Source organism: Cellulosimicrobium composti, assembly GCF_009711085.1.
Taxonomy (GTDB): domain Bacteria; phylum Actinomycetota; class Actinomycetes; order Actinomycetales; family Cellulomonadaceae; genus Cellulosimicrobium; species Cellulosimicrobium composti.
Window position 1 is genome coordinate 1 of sequence record NZ_WMKA01000027.1, and the last position, 16,920, is coordinate 16,920.

A 16,920-nucleotide genomic window follows, 5' to 3' on the forward strand; every position below is an offset into this window, starting at 1 on the left:
TCGCGCGGTACGGCCCGGCCGCGCCGCGGGCCGGCACGGCCCGGGGCGCGCTCACGCCCGCACGGGGCGCAGGTCGCTGACCCACCGCGGGGCCGTGGGCGCGGTGGCGAGGCGCGCGAGCATCGCGTCGAGCACGGCGGTCCGGTCGAACTGCAGCGCGTAGGCGCGGGCCGCGGCGGCGCGGGACCGCCGGGCGTCGTCGTCGAGCGCGAGGACGTCGTCGAGCGCGCGGGCGATCGCGGCGGGGGAGCGCGGCGGGACGATCGTCGCGTGCGGCCCGACGGCCTCGCCGATGCCACCCGTGTCGGTCGTGACGACCGGTCCGCCGCCCGCGAGCATCGCCTCCGCGAGCGCGATGCCGAAGGTCTCGACGAACTCGGGGCGCGGCTTGCTCGGCAGGACGAACGCGGCGCTGCCGGCCATGAGGTGCGGCTTCGTGGCGTCGTCGACGTCGTCGAGGAAGACGACGCGGTTGGCGGCCGTGCTCGCGGCGGCGCGGGCGCGGAGCTGGGCCTCGGCCGGACCGCGCCCCGCGACGACGAGCCGGGCACCGCTCGCGGCCGACGAGCGGGCGAAGCCGTCGACGAGGTCGTCGACGCCCTTCGCCGCGGCCAGACGCGAGAGGAAGAGCACGTAGGGCCGGTCGTCGAGCCCGCGCCGCGCGAGCACGTCGTGCGTGACCGCCGGGTCGAGGTCGGTGTACGCGCTCGTGTCGATCGCGGGGTAGGACACCTGGACGCGCTCCGCGCACTGCTCGGCGAAGAACGTGCCGTGCCGGTCGTCGACCTGGCGCGCGCACGCGACGAGGAGGTCGCGCGTGTACCGCGAGACGGCGACGCACAGGTCGTTCGCGAGGTAGCCCGCGAGGACGTGCGCGGCGGCGCCGAACCGCCCCTCCGCGACGCACGAGCGGACGACGTTCGTCACGTCGGAGCCGACCGCCTCCGCGACGGTCGCGACCTCGACGGGCAGCCCGGTGCTCCGGGCGACGCGGACGGCGTCGGTCACGGCGGTCGTGTGGGGGCTGAGGTAGAGCGACAGGCAGACGGTGGGCACGCCGTCCGTGAACAGCTCGACGAGGCGGCCGGTGAGCCCGGCGAGGTACCGGCCGTCGGGCACCTTGTCGTCCCCGACGGGCTCCGGCCGCTCGACCTCGATGCCGGGGCTGTAGGGCAGCACCGAGTCGAGGGGCTTGAGCGGGAGGCCGGCGGTCGCGAGGCGCTCGACGGGCCAGGTGACGATCCGGACCTCGGTGAAGCCCTGGCGCAGGGCGGCCTCGGCGAGGTTGCGCGCCTCCCCGGAGTGGCCGCAGATCACGGGGTCGGCGCGCACGACGACGACGAGGCGGCGCGGGGCGGCGTGGGGCGTGAGGGTCATGGCGTCTCCGAGGTCGGGTCGGTCGGGTGGGGTGCTGCGGTCCCGTCGGGGTACGACGGCGGTCGGTGCTCGGGCGCGGTTCCCCACCCGGCGGGTTCGGGGCCGAGCTCGAGGAGCAGGCGTCCGCCGCGGCGCACGCGCGCGGCGGGGAGCCAGGTCCGGTCGAGGGGCTGCCCGTCGAGCCACGCGGCGCGGACGTACCGGGGCGAGGTGCCGGGTCCGGGCTCGGCGAAGCCGGTGGTCTCGACCGTCAGCACGCCGCCCGGCACGTGCAGGTGGGACTCGGCGAAGGACGGTGCGTTGACGAGGAAGAGGGACTGCCCGGCGACGGGGAACAGCCCGAGGGACGCCCAGACGTACCAGGAGCTGAGCGCGCCGGAGTCGTCGTTGCCCGGCAGACCGCCCGGCCCGGTGCCGAAGCGCTGGTGCACCACGCCGTGCACGACCTCCGCCGTCCGGTCGGGCCGGCCCGCGTAGTGGTAGGCCCAGGGCGCGTCCATGTCGGGCTCGTTGTTCAGGCCCTCGAAGCGGTCGAGTGCATACCCGGCGGCCATCTCGGCCGCGTCCGGCCGCTCGCCCGGCTGGACCACCGGCGCCGCGCCGAACCCGAAGAAGCGGTCGAGCAGCGCGACGAACGCCTCGTCGCCGCCCGCGAGCGCGATCCGCCCCGCCATGTCGTGCACGAGCCGGAACGAGTAGTTCCACCGCCCGCCCTCGTAGAACGTCGAGTCGCGCAGGAGCCCGGTCGCGGGGTCGAACGCGGCGGTCCAGCCGCGCGCGTACCGCGCGAGCTCGTCGGCGAGCGCGTGGTCGCCCACGCGGCGCGCGACGCGCCCGGTGCACCAGTAGCCGAACGCGAGGTCGAGCGTGTGGCTGACCGGGTGCGCCACGCCGTGCAGGAGGTAGTCCTCGCCGTAGGTGCGCCGCAGGTCGTTGTGCATGTGCACGAGCGCCCAGTCCCAGTCGACGCCGGGCGCGTCGAGCGCGCACAGGTCCGCGAGGAACGTCTGGGCGAGCGCGCTCGCCTGGCGCGAGAACCGGTCGGCGCCCCGCGCCATCCGGTACCCGATCGGGAAGTTCCCCTCCTCCTCGCAGACGTGCAGCAGGGCCGTCGCGAGCTCGACGGCGCGGTCCGGCCAGAACGTCGTGAGCAGCGGGAGCTGCGTGCGGTAGACGTCCCACATCGTCGACAGGTCGAACGCGAACGGGGTGTCGCCGGGCCAGAACGGGCTCTCGCCGGGCGCGAGGCACGGCTTGAGCAACGCGTGGTAGAGCGCCGTCGCGAACACCGAGCGGCGCGCCGGGTCCGGGCACTCGACCTCGATCCGGCCGAGGTGCTCGTCCCACGCCCGGGTCGTGGCCGCGTGCCGCGCGTCGAAAGACGCCGGGCCAGGGCCGCAGTCGGCGGCGAGGTTGGTGCGCGCCTGGCCGGGCCCGCGCAGCGAGAAGCCGAGCCGGACCTCGACGACCTGGCCCGCCGTCGTCGGGCCGGCCCACAGCAGCCCGAACGGCCGGAGCGTCGTGGGCCGGATGCCCCCGAGGTCGAGGCGCGTGCTGCCCGGCATGAGGCGGCGGTCGTACCAGAGCATCTGCCGCCAGCGGTGCGCGTCGCACTCGACATGGACGGCGAGGGGCGCTCCCTCCACGACGACCTCGCCCGCCGCGGTCCCCGGGCCGAGCGTCGCGAGGTGGGCCCGCAGCGGGACCGTGGCGCCGTGCGCGATCGCGAGCCCCCCGAGCGACAGGTCGACGACGAGCCGCGCGTCCGCGTGCGCAGGGAACGTGTAGCGGTGCACCGCGCTCTTGGGACCGACGGTGATCTCGCACCGCACGCCGTTGCCCAGCGTCGCCGCGTACCGGCCGGGGGACGCCTCCTCGTCGAGCAGGTCCCACCGCGCCCCGAGCGCGTCGAGCGGCTCGAGCATGGGCGTGACGCGCACGTAGTTGTAGTACTTGCGGATCGCGCCCGTGCCGGACTGCTGGAAGTGCGTGAACCCGGACGCGACGGGATTGTCGAAGAGCGTCGAGGGCACGCCCTCGGTGCTGAGGTCGTAGCGGCCGTACCCCGTCGGGTAGGCGCCCGAGTAGGCGCACGCGGAGACCATGCCCAGCGGGTAGGTCGCCCCCGGGTGCGTGTTGCCGACGAGGGGCTTGGGCGACCACCACGTGGCCGCGAGCCCGGTCGGCGGCGGGAGGTCGGTCGCGGCCGTGCCGACGAACGGGTCCACGTCCTCGAGCACCGTCACCTCCCGGCGGGCGTCCGGGCGCGCCCCTGCTCGGGACGCTAGGCGCGGGGTGTGTCGTCCGTGTTTCCGCCCGCTTCCGGGTGCGTGACGGTCCGGGCGGTGCTCGACGGCGGCCGTGCGCGAGCCGCGCGACCGACGGCCGGGTGACGAGGGGTGCCCCGGGTGGGATTCGAACCCACACTGGATCGGGTTTGAGCCGAACGCCTCTGCCGGTTGGGCTACCGGGGCCGCGCGCGAGGACGTCGTCCGACGGGTCCGTCGCGCGTGCACCATCGAACCACACGCCCGCGCCTTCACGAGAATCACACTCCTCGGAGGGCGAAACGCGGGGCGGCGCCCGGTGCGGCGCACTACGATGAGTCCCGTGAGTGACCAGACAGCGCAGCCCGAGGACAAGCAGCCGCTCGACCTGCCCCCGATGATCGAGCCCGAGCCCGCAGCGACCCCCGCACCGTCGGGCCGTCCCGCGCGCCGCGCCGTCGTCGCGGAGGACGAGGCCCTGATCCGTCTCGACGTCGTCGAGACGCTGCGGGACGCGGGCTTCGAGGTCGTCGGCGAGGCCGGCGACGGCGCGACGGCGGTGAAGCTGGCGCTCGAGCTCAAGCCGGACGTCGTCGTCATGGACGTGAAGATGCCCGAGCTCGACGGCATCTCCGCGGCCGAGCAGATCGGCAAGGCGCACGCCGCGCCGGTCGTCCTGCTCACCGCGTTCTCGCAGGCCGAGCTCGTCGAGCGGGCGCGCGACGCGGGGGCGATGGCCTACGTGGTCAAGCCGTTCACGCCGGCGGACCTGCTGCCCGCGGTCGAGATCGCGATCTCGCGCTACTCGCAGATCACGGCGCTCGAGTCCGAGGTCGCGGACCTCGCGGAGCGCTTCGAGACGCGCAAGCGGGTCGACCGCGCGAAGGGTCTGCTCATGACGAAGATGGGCCTGTCGGAGCCGGAGTCGTTCCGCTGGATCCAGAAGACGTCGATGGACCGCCGCCTCACCATGCGCGAGGTCGCGGACGCCGTCATCGAGCAGGTCGGCGGCGCCTGAGCCGCCCCGGCGCGCCCGGTGCGTCGCGCGAGGTCCTGAGCAGGACCTTTGTCACGCCGCTCCGGGCGGGCTATCGTCTTGGACTGGCGTCCAGTCGTTCCGGGGCGGTGAACACGGTCGCCACGTAGTGCTCAGTCGACGGCCGACGGCGCTGTCCGAGCGACGTGGACCACATCACGCCCCACGTCCCTCGGTGCCGCCGGTCCCACGGTGCGAACGAGGAGGAGCGCAGTGCGCCCAGCAGTGGAGGTCAGGCCAGCGGTCGGTGACGACCTGCCGGGTATCGCCGTGCTGTGCTCGGAGGCACGGCGCGAGTCGGCGTCCGGGGCGCAGATCTGCGCGCCCGACGAGGACCGCCTCGTCCGGCACCTGTCGGTCCTGCTCACGCTCCCCGGGGGCAACGTGCTCGTCGCCCTGCACGACGGCCGTCCCGTCGGCTTCGTCCTCGCGCGCGTGCTCGAGCCGCACCTGTTCGCCGACGAGCCCAGCCTCTACGTCGAGGCCGTCTACGTGGGCGAGGACGCGCGCCGGCGCGGCGTGGGCCACGCGCTGCTCAGCGCGACGGCCGACCTCGCCGCCTCCTCCGGGGCGACGCACGTCTACTCCGTCCCGATCCCCGGGTCGCGTGGGGTGCAGCGCTTCCTCGCGCGGCTCGGCTTCGGCCCCGTGGCCGGGCACCGCGTCGTCTCGACCGCGGTGCTGCAGCGCCGCCTCGCGGCCGACCTCGCGCCCGCGCGCCGCGGTGCGCGCTCGCTCGAGGACCTCATCGCCCGCCGCCGCCGCGCCCGGACCGAGACCATGTCCGGGCCGGTCGACCTGCGCGACTTCCAGGCCGAGTACAGCCGTCGCGCGGGCGTGGTGACGCCGGCCGAGACGCGCGAGACGCTGCCCGGCTGAGCAGGCCCGCCCGCCGGCCGGCGCCCTCCGGTCAGCCCGTGGCGAGGATCATGCACGTGAGGCGCGCCGTGCACACGCGCCGGCCCGCGTCGTCGGACACGACGATCTCGTAGCTCGCGGTGGTGCGCCCGCGGTGGACCGCGACCGCCTCCCCGTGCACCCACCCGTCGCGCACGCCCCGGTGGTGCGTCGCGTTGACCTCGATGCCCACCGCGGCGCGGCCGGGTCCGCCGTGCAGCTGCGCGGCGATCGAGCCGAGCGTCTCCGCGAGCACGACCGACGCGCCGCCGTGCAGCAGTCCCGCCGGCTGCGTGTTGCCCGCGACGGGCATCCGCGCCGTGACGCGCTCCGCGCCCACCTCCTCCAGCTCGATCCCCATGCGCTCGATGAGGGTGCCCTCGGTGCGCAGGCCCATGGCCTCGTAGGCGTGGCGGGGGACGTCGGGGCTGGGCGGGGCGTCGGCGGCGGGCCCGGCGGGCCGGGCCTCGGGGTCGAGGCCGTGCGTGTCGGTCATGGGCGATAGGTTGGCACCCGTGACGACCTCCGCGCGACCCCGCCTCCTGCTCATCGACGGACACTCCATGGCCTACCGCGCGTTCTTCGCGCTCCCGGCGGAGAACTTCTCGACGACGACGGGGCAGCACACCAACGCGGTCTACGGCTTCACGTCGATGCTCATCAACCTGCTGCGCGACGAGGAGCCGACGCACGTCGCGGTCGCGTTCGACGCCGGGCGCCAGTCCTTCCGCACCGAGATCCTCCCGAGCTACAAGGGCACGCGCGAGTCCACTCCCGAGCCGTTCCGCGGCCAGGTGCCGCTCATCAAGGAGATCCTCGAGACGCTGAACATCCCCACGCTCGAGCGCGAGGGCTACGAGGCCGACGACATCTTCGCGACGCTCGCCACGCAGGGCGCGGCCGCGGGGATGGAGGTGCTCGTCTGCTCGGGCGACCGCGACTCGTTCCAGCTCGTGGGCCCGGACGTGACGGTGCTCTACCCCAAGAAGGGCGTGTCGGAGCTCGCGCGCATGGACGCCGCGGCCGTCGTCGAGAAGTACGGGGTGCCGCCCGAGCGCTACCCCGACCTCGCCGCGCTCGTGGGCGAGACGTCGGACAACCTGCCGGGCATCCCGGGGGTCGGCCCCAAGACGGCGGCCAAGTGGATCAACGCCTACGGCGACCTCGACGGCCTGCTCGACCACGCCGACGAGATCAAGGGCAAGGCGGGGGAGAACCTGCGCGCGCACCTCGAGCAGGTGCGTCTCAACCGGCAGCTCAACGCGCTCCTGCGCGACCTCGAGCTCCCCGTCGGGCCCGACGACCTCGCCGCGCGCCCGTGGGACCGCGAGGCCGTCCACCGGGTCCTCGACGCGCTCGAGTTCCGCGTCCTGCGCGACCGCCTCTTCGCGATCGCGCCCGAGGGCGAGGTCGAGGCGGAGGCCGGGTTCGACGTCGACGTCGCCGACGTCCTGCCGGGCGGGCTCGGCGCGTGGCTCGCCGAGCACGGCGACCGGCGCCTGGGCGTCGAGGTCGCCGGCAAGGCCGTCCGCGGCGGCGGCGACGCGTGGGGCCTCGCCCTGTCCGACGACGCGGGTGCGGCCGTCGCCCTCGAGCTCGCGGAGGTCGCGGGCGCCGACGACGAGGCGCTCGCCGCGTGGCTCGCGGATCCCGCGCGGCCCAAGGTCGTGCACGGCGCGAAGGCGGCGTGGCACGAGCTCGCCGCGCGCGGGTACGACCTCGCGGGCGTCACGTTCGACACCGAGCTCGCGGCGTACCTGTGCCACCCGGACCAGCGCGGCTACGACCTCGGCGACCTCGTCGTGCGGCACCTGCACCGCGAGCTGCGCCCGGACACCGAGTCGGGCAGCGACGCGCAGGGCGCGCTCGACCTCTCGCTCGACGGGGGCGGCGAGCAGGAGCGCGACGCCGTGCGCGCGCTCGCGGTCGCGCAGCTCGGGGACGTCCTCGCGGGCGAGCTCGAGGACCGCGGCGCCACGACGCTCCTCACCGACCTCGAGCTCCCGCTGTCCGGGGTGCTCGCGCGCATGGAGCAGCGCGGCATCGCGGCCGACGTCGAGTACCTGCGCGAGCTCGAGCAGCACTTCGGGGACCTCGTCGCCACGGCGGCGGGCGAGGCGTACGCCGTGATCGGGCGGGAGGTGAACCTGGGTTCGCCGAAGCAGCTCCAGGAGGTCCTGTTCGACCAGCTCGGCATGCCGAAGACGAAGAAGATCAAGACGGGGTACACGACGGACGCCGCGGCGCTCGCGGACCTGTTCGCCAAGACGCAGCACCCGTTCCTCGAGCACCTGCTCGCGCACCGTGACGCGTCGCGCCTGCGCCAGACGGTCGAGGGCCTGCTCAAGTCGGTCGCCGACGACGGCCGGATCCACACGACCTTCCAGCAGACGATCGCGGCGACGGGCCGCCTCAGCTCGACGGACCCCAACCTGCAGAACATCCCGATCCGCACGGAGGCGGGGCGCCGGATCCGGCGCGCGTTCGTCGTGGGCGAGGGCTACGAGACGCTCATGACGGCGGACTACAGCCAGATCGAGATGCGCATCATGGCGCACCTCTCCGGCGACGAGGGCCTCATCGAGGCGTTCCGCTCGGGCGAGGACCTGCACTCCTACGTCGGCTCGCGCGTCTTCGAGGTCCCCGCGGCCGAGGTCACGCCCGCGATGCGCTCGAAGATCAAGGCGATGTCCTACGGACTCGCGTACGGGCTGTCGGCGTTCGGGCTCTCGCAGCAGCTCACCATCGAGGTGGGCGAGGCGCAGAAGCTCATGGACGACTACTTCGAGCGCTTCGGCGGCGTGCGGGACTACCTCACCGGTGTCGTCGACGAGGCGCGCGCGACCGGGTACACCGCGACGATCCTCGGCCGCCGGCGCTACCTGCCCGACCTCACGAGCGACAACCGCCAGCGACGCCAGATGGCCGAGCGCATGGCGCTCAACGCCCCCATCCAGGGCAGCGCGGCGGACATCATCAAGGTCGCGATGCTCAACGTGCAGCGCGCGGTCGACGAGCGCGGGCTGCGGTCGCGGCTCCTGCTGCAGGTGCACGACGAGCTCGTGGTCGAGGTCGCGCCGGGCGAGCGCGACGCGGTCGAGGAGGTGCTGCGCACGCAGATGGGCGCCGCCGCGGACCTCGACGTGCCGCTCGACGTGTCGGTGGGCGTCGGCGCCACGTGGCACGACGCCGGCCACTGACGCCCGGGGGTCAGCCCGGCAGGCGCGTGCGGAAGATCGCCGTGCCGGGCAGGTAGGCGCCGCGCACGGGGCCCCACCCGCCCCACACCTCGGTGTTGCCCGCAGGCCACTCCGGCTCGACGACGTCGTGCAGCTCCAGGCCCGCGGCGACGACCTCGCGCACGTGGTCGCCCAGCGTGCGGTGGTACTCGGCGTACACGACACGTCCCGCGGCGTCGGTCTCGACGTACGGGCGCCTGTCGTAGTACGAGCGGTTCGCGGTGAGCCCGTGCTCGCTCGGGTCGTCGGGGAACGCCCACCGGGTCGGGTGCGTCACCGAGAACGTCCACGTGCCGCCCGGGCGCAGCACGCGCGCGACCTCGCGGTGGACGGCGTCGGCGTCGGGCACGAACGGGATCGCGCCGAACGACGTGAACGCGACGTCGAACGTCGCGTCCGCGAAGGGGAGCCTCCGGGCGTCGGCCTGCACCATCGGCACCCGGACGCCGGTCGCCCGGTCGAGCGCCGCCCCGGCCGCGAGCATCCCGCCGGACACGTCCGTGGCCACCACGCGGGCTCCCTGCGTCGCGAGCCACCGCGAGCACTGGGCCGCGCCCGCCCCGACCTCGAGCACGCGACGCCCGGCGACGTCGCCGAGCAGGCGCGCGTCGCGCTCGCGCAGGCCCTCCGGGCACCAGCAGAAGTCGGCGGCGCCGAGGAACGCCCCGTGCTCGTCGAGGTACTCGTGGGCGTTGGCGTCCCACCACGCGCGGCCCGCGCGCCCACCCTCGGTGGCCGGGACGTCCCGGTAGCCCGCGTCCGCCGTCGGCCCCGGCGCGGTCGCGTGGGGTCCGGGCTCGTGCCCTGCCGCACCGGGCGCGGCCGGCTCGTGCGGTGCTGGCGAGGAGGGTGCGCTCATGCGGCCATTGTCCCGGTCGCGCGGGCGCGGCAGGTCCCGTGCGCGCCGCACGGCCCCCAGGACCGGGACCTTGGTCGTCGGCCTGCCCGAGGACCGGGACGGACGATGACCTGCGTCGCGGCGATGACTAGGGTTGACGCTGACGCGGCGCCGCGGAGGTCGGTGCCTCCGTCGACGCCGGGCGCGTGCGCGAGGACGCGCGACGACGACGAGACGGAGGAACATCGGTGCGCATCGGACTTCTCACCGGCGGAGGCGACTGCCCCGGGCTGAACGCGGCGATCCGGGCCGTGGTCAAGCAGGGGACGGGGGAGTACGGGCACACGATCATCGGCTTCCGCAACGGGTGGCGCGGCGTCGTCGACGGCGACGTGCACCCGCTCGGTCGCCAGGACATCCGCAACGTCCTGCCGGTCGGCGGCACGCTCCTCGGGACGGCGCGGTTCCACCCGCGACAGGAGGACGGCAGCATGGACGCCGTCCTCGCGACGGTCGAGGCGGAGCGTCTCGACGCGCTCATCTGCATCGGCGGGGACGGCACGCTCCACGCCGCGAGCCGCGTCGCGGAGGCGGGCGTGAAGATCGTCGCGATCCCCAAGACCATCGACAACGACGTCGAGGGCACGGACCTGTCCATCGGGTTCCACACGGCCGTGAACATCGCGACCGAGGCGCTCGACCGCGTGCACACGACGGCGGAGAGCCACAACCGCGTCATGGTCGTCGAGGTCATGGGCCGCCACGCGGGCTGGATCGCCGTCAACGCGGGCATCGCCGGCGGCGCCGAGGTCGTGCTCGCGCCGGAGGAGCCGTTCGACATCGACCAGGTCGTCAAGTTCCTGCGCCACCGCCACCGCGCGCACGCGAACTTCTCGATCGTCGTGGTCGCGGAGGGCGCCGTGCCGCGCGAGGGGTCGATGGAGTTCACGCAGCAGCTCGGGCGGTTCGGGGAGATCGTCGCCGGGTCGGTCGGCGAGCGCGTGAGCGCCGAGATCGCGGAGCGCACCGGGTTCGACACGCGCCTCACCGTGCTCGGCCACGTGCAGCGCGGCGGCGAGCCGACGCCCACCGACCGCATCCTCGGGAGCCGGTTCGGGGTGGCGGCCGTCGACGCCGTGAGCGCGGGGACGTCGGGGGTCATGACGGCGCTGCGCGGGGAGCGCGTCGAGCTCGTCCCTCTCGCGGAGGTCGCGGGCCGCCCCAAGCGGGTCCCGGAGGAGCTGCTGCGCGTCGCGCGCGTGCTCGCCTGACGCCCTGCCGCGTGCGCCGGCCGCGGCGCACGCGGCCGCGTTGACCCGCGGGGTGACACGCGGATAAGGTGGACGCCGGTGCATTGCGCCTGCCTTCATCCCGGACCACGACGACCACCAGGACGTCGCCGCACCGGGGCGTCGGGGGGCGGTGCGCCGAGAACCCTACCCGCTCGACTACACCTGTCCGCATCGGAGCATCGAACTCAATGACCATCTCTACCCCCGCGAAGTCCGCACCCCAGGTTGCCGTCAACGACATCGGCACCGAGGAGGACTTCCTCGCCGCCGTTGACGCGACCATCAAGTACTTCAACGACGGCGACATCGTCGAAGGCACGATCGTCAAGGTGGACCGCGACGAGGTCCTCCTCGACATCGGCTACAAGACCGAGGGCGTCATCCCCTCCCGCGAGCTGTCCATCAAGCACGACGTGGACCCCGGTGAGGTCGTCAACGTCGGCGACGCGGTCGAGGCCCTCGTCCTCCAGAAGGAGGACAAGGAAGGCCGTCTGATCCTGTCCAAGAAGCGCGCCCAGTACGAGCGCGCCTGGGGCACGATCGAGAAGATCAAGGAGGAGGACGGCGTCGTCACCGGCACCGTCATCGAGGTCGTCAAGGGTGGTCTCATCCTCGACATCGGCCTCCGTGGCTTCCTCCCGGCCTCCCTGGTGGAGATGCGTCGCGTCCGCGACCTCCAGCCGTACGTCGGCAAGGAGATCGAGGCGAAGATCATCGAGCTCGACAAGAACCGCAACAACGTCGTCCTCTCGCGCCGTGCGTGGCTCGAGCAGACGCAGTCCGAGGTCCGCTCCACCTTCCTGCAGACGCTGCAGAAGGGCCAGGTGCGCCCCGGTGTCGTCTCCTCGATCGTCAACTTCGGTGCGTTCGTGGACCTCGGCGGCGTCGACGGTCTCGTGCACGTCTCCGAGCTGTCCTGGAAGCACATCGACCACCCGTCCGAGGTCGTCGAGGTCGGCCAGGAGGTCACGGTCGAGGTCCTGGACGTCGACTTCGACCGCGAGCGCGTCTCGCTGTCGCTCAAGGCGACGCAGGAGGACCCGTGGCAGACGTTCGCCCGGACCCACGCGATCGGTCAGGTCGTGCCGGGCAAGGTCACCAAGCTCGTCCCGTTCGGTGCGTTCGTGCGCGTCGAGGACGGCATCGAGGGTCTCGTGCACATCTCCGAGCTCGCCGTCCGCCACGTCGAGCTGCCGGAGCAGGTCGTCAACGTCGGTGACGAGGTGTTCGTCAAGGTCATCGACATCGACCTCGAGCGTCGCCGCATCTCGCTCTCGCTCAAGCAGGCCAACGAGGGCGTGGACCCGGAGTCGGACGACTTCGACCCCGCGCTGTACGGCATGGCCGCCGAGTACGACGAGCAGGGGAACTACAAGTACCCCGAGGGCTTCGACCCGGAGACCAACGAGTGGCTCGAGGGCTTCGAGGCGCAGCGCGAGGCGTGGGAGGCGGAGTACGCCAAGGCCCACGAGCGCTGGGAGGCGCACCGCAAGCAGGTCGCCGAGGCCGTCAAGGCCGACTTCGACGCCGCGTCGGGCGACTCGGGCTCCTCGAGCTCGTCGTCCTCGAGCACGTCCTACTCGTCGGCCCCGGCCACCGAGGCCACGGGCACGCTCGCGTCGGACGAGGCGCTCGCCGCGCTCCGCGAGAAGCTCACCGGCAACTGATCTCCTGACGCTCCGCCGCCTGGCGGAACCGTCGCAGGTCGCACGAAGGCCCGCCACCCCTCGGGGTGGCGGGCCTTCGCCGTGTCATGACGCCCCCCGCTCCGCCGAGCATGTGGTTGCCTCCCGCCACGAGCCCGTGACGGGAGGCAACCACATGCTCGGCGGGAGGTAACCGCATGCTCGCGTCAGGCGACGGGCACGGGGGACTCGGCGAACTGGGTCCGGTAGAGGTCGGCGTAGCGGCCGCCGCGGGCGAGCAGCTCGGTGTGCGTGCCCGTCTCGACGACCTCGCCCGCGTCGAGCACGACGATGAGGTCGGCCTCGCGGACCGTCGAGAGCCGGTGCGCGATGACGAGCGACGTGCGACCGCGCAGCGCCTCCGCGAGCGCGGCCTGGACGGCCGCCTCGGAGCCGGAGTCGAGGTGCGCCGTCGCCTCGTCGAGCACGACGAGCTGCGGCGCCTTGAGGAACACGCGGGCGATGGCGAGGCGCTGGCGCTCGCCGCCGGACATCCGGTAGCCGCGGTCGCCGACGACGGTGTCCATCCCGGACGGGAGGGCCGCGACGACGTCCCACACGTGCGCGCGCCGCAGCGCTGCCTCGAGCTCGGCGTCGCTCGCGTCGGGCTTCGCGTACCGGAGGTTCTCGGCGATCGAGTCGTGGAAGAGGTGGGCCTCCTGCGTGACGACGCCGACGGCGTCGTGCAGGCTCTCCTGCGTGACCTCGCGCAGGTCGCGGCCGGCGATGCGCACGTGGCCCGCCGTGGGGTCGTACATGCGCGTGACGAGCTGGGACACGGTGGTCTTGCCCGCACCGGACGACCCGACGAGCGCGACCATCGCGCCGGCGGGCACGGAGAACGACACGCCGCGCAGGGTGTCCGTGGTCGGGTCGGTGCCCTCGACCGCGACGGACTCGAGCGACGCGAGCGACACCTCCGACGCGCTCGGGTAGCGGAACGTCACGCCGTCGAGCTCGAGGCTCGCGCCCCGCCGCTCGATGTCGTCGGCGAGGTCGGTCGCGTCGGGCGCGTCGGTGACGGTCGGCTCGAGGTCGAGCACCTCGAGCACGCGCTCGAAGCTCACGAGCGCGGTCATGACGTCGACCTGCACGTTGGACATCGCGGTGAGGGGTCCGTAGAGGCGCCCGAGGTAGGCGGTGAGTGCGACCACGGTGCCGACGGTGAGCGTGCCGGAGATGGCCATGACGCCGCCGAGGCCGTAGACGATCGCGACCGCGACGGACGCGACGACCGTGAGTCCGACGCGGAACACCGTGCCGTACATCGCCTGCTTGACGCCGATGTCCCGCACGCGGCGGGCCTGCGCGGCGAAGCGGGACGACTCGCGACCCGGGTCGCCGAAGACCTTGACGAGGTGGGCCCCGGCGACGTTGAACCGCTCGTTCATGGTCTGCGCCGCCTCGGCGTTGAGCTCGTAGCTCTCGCGCGTGATCGCGGCGAGGCGCTTGCCCACCCACCGGGCGGGGAGGACGAACGCGGGCAGGAGCGTGAGCGCGAGCAGCGTGAGCTGCCACGACATGGACAGCATCGCCGCGAGCACGAACACGACCGTGAGCAGGTTGGAGAAGACGTTCGACAGGGTCGACGTGAAGGCCTGCTGCGCGCCGAGCACGTCGCCGTTGAGGCGCTGCACGAGCGCGCCGGTGCGGGTGCGGCTGAAGAACGCGAGGGGCATGCGCTGCACGTGGTCGAACACGGCGGTGCGCAGGTCCACGATGAGGCCCTCGCCGATGCGCGAGGAGAACCAGCGCTGCGCGACGCCGAGGCCGCCCGAGAGGACGGCGAGGCCTGCGGCGACGAGCGAGAGCGCGACGACGACGCCGACGTCGCCGGCCGCGATGCCGTCGTCGATGATCCGCTGGAACAGCAGCGGCGTCACGGCGCCGGCGGCCGCGTCGATCGAGATGAGCACGAGGAACGCCGCGAGCGCGCGGCGGTAGGGACGGGCGAACGCGAGGACGCGGCGGATCGTGCCGCGGTGCAGGCGTCGCGAGGTGACGGTGGAGTCCTGGCGGAACGAGCGCATGCCGCGCCCGCCGCCGGAGCCGGGGAAGGATGAGGGGAAAGACATGGGGCCTCCTGAGTGGGGGAGGGGCGCGTCGTCCGCGGGGGCCGTGAGCCTGCCGGCGGGCGCGGTCTCGTGGACCGCTCGCGCGACTACGATAGTGAGTCTACCTCACAATGAGCCAATACCACAAGTCCCGGATTCCCCGGTACGCTCGCCTCGTGACGAGCGATGCGAGCCAGCGTGCCACGACCCGAGCGCGCACGGCGGACGAGACGGCCCCGTCCGACGAGGCGGGGGAGTTCCTCACGCTCCTGCACGCGGCGCTGCGCAGCGTGCGGCGCGAGGCGAGCGAGCGGCTTGAGCCCGCCGGGACCACGCCCGGGCAGTTCCGCATGCTGCGCTTCCTCGCCCGGTGCGACGGCCCGTGCCGGCTCGGCGCGGTCGCGTCGGCGCTCGACGTCGCCCCGCGCTCGGTGACGTCCAAGGTCGACGACGCGGAGCGCGCCGGCCTCGTCCGGCGCACCCCCGACCCGCACGACCGCCGCGCCACGCTCGTCGAGCTGACCCCGCAGGGCCGCGACGTGGTGGAGCAGGTGGGGGCCGAGCGCTCGTCCAGCGCGGGCACCCTCCTCGCACGTCTCGACGCCACCGAACGCGCAGAGCTCCTGCGCCTCCTGCGCGTCGTCGCGGGCGAGGGCGCCGACGGCGACCGCGGCGCCGGACCGGGCGCGCCGCCGGGCGGCCGCCCGGAGGGCGAGAAGGGTGCGGCTGCGGCCGACGCGCGCGGCTGAGCAGCCCGACGGGCGCGAGGCTGGGCCGCTCGCCGGGCGCGCGTGAGGCAGGGCTGCCCGCCCGCTCGACGCGCTCGTGCCGAGGAGGGTGCTCCGAGCGGGACCGAGGTGCAGCGGGTCGAGCCGGGCACCCCGGCGCGAGGTCGTCCGCCGGCTGGCAGGATGGAGCGCATGTTTCGCATCGGCCTGACCGGAGGGATCGCGGCGGGCAAGTCCGTCGCGCTGGCGCGCTTCGCCGAGCTCGGCGCCGTCGTCATCGACTACGACACGCTCGCGCGCGACGCCGTCGCGCCCGGCACGGTCGGTCTGGACGAGGTCGTCGAGGCCTTCGGGCCCGGCGTGCTCGGGCCGGACGGCACCCTCGACCGCGCGGCGCTCGGCCGGCTCGTCTTCGGCGACGACGCCGCGCGCGAGCGCCTCAACGCGATCGTCCACCCGGAGGTGCGCCGGCTCGCGGCCGAGCGCGAGGCCGCGGCGGGCGCGGCCGACCCCCGGGCCGTCGTGGTGCACGACATCCCGCTCCTCGTCGAGACCGGCGACCCGGCGCGCTTCCACTGCGTCGTGGTCGTGCACACGCCCGCGGACGTGCGCGTGCGGCGCCTCGTCGAGGGTCGCGGCCTGGACGAGGGTGAGGCCCGTGCGCGCCTCGCGGCGCAGGCCGACGACGACGCGCGCCTCGCGGCGGCCGACGTCACCCTCGACGGGTCCGGGACGCCGGAGTCCCTCCGGGCGCAGGTCGACGCGCTCTGGGAGCGCGTGCGCGCGGAGGTCGACGCCGAGGTCCGCGCGGAGATCGAGGAGCACGAGGCGTGACGGTCGTCGTGAGCGGGTTCGAGCCCTTCGACGGGGCGGCGACGAACCCCTCGTGGGAGACCGCGGCCCGGCTCGCGGAGCGTGGCGAGGAGCTCGTCGGCGAGCGCGTCGTCGCCGTCCGGCTCCCGGTGACGTTCGACGGCGCGTGGCCGGCGCTCGAGGGCGCGATCCGCGAGCACGACCCCGACGTCGTCGTCGCGCTCGGGCTCGCGGGCGGGTCCGCGCGCGTGCGACTCGAGCGCGTGGCGGTCAACGTGCGCGACGCGCGGATCCCCGACAACGCGGGCGCGCAGCCCGTCGACGTCCCGGTCGTGCCGGGCGGCCCGGTCGGCTACTTCTCGACGCTCCCGCTCAAGGCGTCGCTCGCCGCGGTCCGCGAGGCGGGCGTGCCCGTCGAGGTGTCGAGCACCGCTGGCACCTACGTCTGCAACGACGTCTTCTACGCGCTCCAGCACGGCTGGGGCGCCGCGCCCGGGCGGCGCGCCGGGTTCGTGCACGTCCCCGACGCCGGCGCCGTGCCGGTCGAGGACCAGGTCGCGGCGGTCGCGGCCGTCGTGCGCCAGGCGCTCCGGGGCGCCGCCGAGCCCGTCCTCGCGGCGGGCACCGAGAGCTGAGGCCCGCGCGGCGGGTCCAGCAGGGTACGGCCCGACGGGGCCTGGCAGGTGCGGCCCGC

General features: G+C 74.3%; 13 protein-coding genes and 1 tRNA gene. 8 read left to right on the forward strand and 6 right to left on the reverse strand.

Translation table 11 applies throughout. The features are described from left to right. Window positions 1-51 precede the first annotated feature (51 nt). The 3 genes from GJV82_RS11940 to GJV82_RS11950 all read right to left on the reverse strand — a co-directional run bounded on the left by GJV82_RS11940 (window position 52) and on the right by GJV82_RS11950 (window position 3,851). A complete protein-coding gene (locus tag GJV82_RS11940; protein ID WP_155099394.1) occupies window positions 52-1,377 on the reverse strand; it encodes a glycosyltransferase in 1,326 nt (441 codons plus the stop codon). After that, window positions 1,374-3,617 carry a glycoside hydrolase domain-containing protein gene (locus tag GJV82_RS11945; RefSeq protein ID WP_318657576.1) on the reverse strand — a complete coding sequence of 748 codons (2,244 nt, stop codon included), beginning with the start codon at window positions 3,615-3,617 and terminating at the stop codon, window positions 1,374-1,376. The genes GJV82_RS11940 and GJV82_RS11945 overlap by 4 nt, the downstream gene beginning before the upstream one ends. A 160-nt stretch (window positions 3,618-3,777) precedes the next feature. Then, window positions 3,778-3,851: transfer RNA gene (locus GJV82_RS11950), tRNA-Leu, on the reverse strand. Window positions 3,852-4,041: 190 nt separating this feature from the next. Here GJV82_RS11950 and GJV82_RS11955 point away from each other — a divergent pair. After that, window positions 4,042-4,662 (forward strand): ANTAR domain-containing response regulator, encoded by a 621-nt coding sequence (locus GJV82_RS11955; RefSeq protein WP_051471549.1) that lies wholly within the window; start codon window positions 4,042-4,044, stop codon window positions 4,660-4,662. Between the two features lie 231 nt (window positions 4,663-4,893). Then, a complete protein-coding gene (locus GJV82_RS11960; protein WP_155099395.1) occupies window positions 4,894-5,559 on the forward strand; it encodes a GNAT family N-acetyltransferase in 666 nt (221 codons plus the stop codon). A gap of 31 nt (window positions 5,560-5,590) precedes the next feature. Here GJV82_RS11960 and GJV82_RS11965 read toward each other — a convergent pair whose 3' ends face one another. Then, complete coding sequence (locus tag GJV82_RS11965) at window positions 5,591-5,974, reverse strand: hotdog fold thioesterase (protein WP_034604059.1); 384 nt, start codon at window positions 5,972-5,974, stop codon at window positions 5,591-5,593. Between the two features lie 97 nt (window positions 5,975-6,071). Between GJV82_RS11965 and polA the strand changes: the two genes are divergently transcribed. Then, complete coding sequence (gene polA, locus GJV82_RS11970; protein ID WP_155099396.1) at window positions 6,072-8,777, forward strand: DNA polymerase I; 2,706 nt, start codon at window positions 6,072-6,074, stop codon at window positions 8,775-8,777. Between the two features lie 10 nt (window positions 8,778-8,787). Here the strand turns inward: polA and GJV82_RS11975 are convergent, their stop codons facing one another. Then, window positions 8,788-9,675: a class I SAM-dependent methyltransferase gene (locus tag GJV82_RS11975; protein ID WP_024840211.1), complete on the reverse strand. Its 888-nt coding sequence runs from the start codon at window positions 9,673-9,675 to the stop codon at window positions 8,788-8,790. Window positions 9,676-9,902: 227 nt separating this feature from the next. Here GJV82_RS11975 and GJV82_RS11980 point away from each other — a divergent pair, with 227 nt between their 5' ends. Both GJV82_RS11980 and rpsA read left to right on the forward strand, forming a co-directional pair. After that, window positions 9,903-10,925, forward strand: a complete 1,023-nt coding sequence (locus GJV82_RS11980) for a 6-phosphofructokinase (RefSeq protein WP_024840212.1) — start codon at window positions 9,903-9,905, stop codon at window positions 10,923-10,925. Window positions 10,926-11,134: 209 nt separating this feature from the next. Beyond that, window positions 11,135-12,613 (forward strand): 30S ribosomal protein S1, encoded by a 1,479-nt coding sequence (rpsA, locus tag GJV82_RS11985; RefSeq protein ID WP_155099397.1) that lies wholly within the window; start codon window positions 11,135-11,137, stop codon window positions 12,611-12,613. 185 nt (window positions 12,614-12,798) lie between these two features. Here rpsA and GJV82_RS11990 read toward each other — a convergent pair whose 3' ends face one another. After that, window positions 12,799-14,706: an ABC transporter ATP-binding protein gene (locus tag GJV82_RS11990; RefSeq protein ID WP_155099398.1), complete on the reverse strand. Its 1,908-nt coding sequence runs from the start codon at window positions 14,704-14,706 to the stop codon at window positions 12,799-12,801. A gap of 155 nt (window positions 14,707-14,861) precedes the next feature. Here GJV82_RS11990 and GJV82_RS11995 point away from each other — a divergent pair, with 155 nt between their 5' ends. From GJV82_RS11995 to GJV82_RS12005, 3 genes are all read left to right on the forward strand, one after another. After that, a complete protein-coding gene (locus GJV82_RS11995) occupies window positions 14,862-15,434 on the forward strand; it encodes a MarR family winged helix-turn-helix transcriptional regulator (RefSeq protein WP_318657577.1) in 573 nt (190 codons plus the stop codon). Window positions 15,435-15,605: 171 nt separating this feature from the next. Further along, window positions 15,606-16,247, forward strand: coding sequence for a dephospho-CoA kinase (gene coaE / locus GJV82_RS12000; protein ID WP_024840216.1), 642 nt, complete (start codon window positions 15,606-15,608; stop codon window positions 16,245-16,247). After that, window positions 16,244-16,861, forward strand: coding sequence for a pyroglutamyl-peptidase I (locus GJV82_RS12005; protein WP_024840217.1), 618 nt, complete (start codon window positions 16,244-16,246; stop codon window positions 16,859-16,861). The genes coaE and GJV82_RS12005 overlap by 4 nt, the downstream gene beginning before the upstream one ends. The last annotated feature ends 59 nt before the right edge of the window (window positions 16,862-16,920 follow it).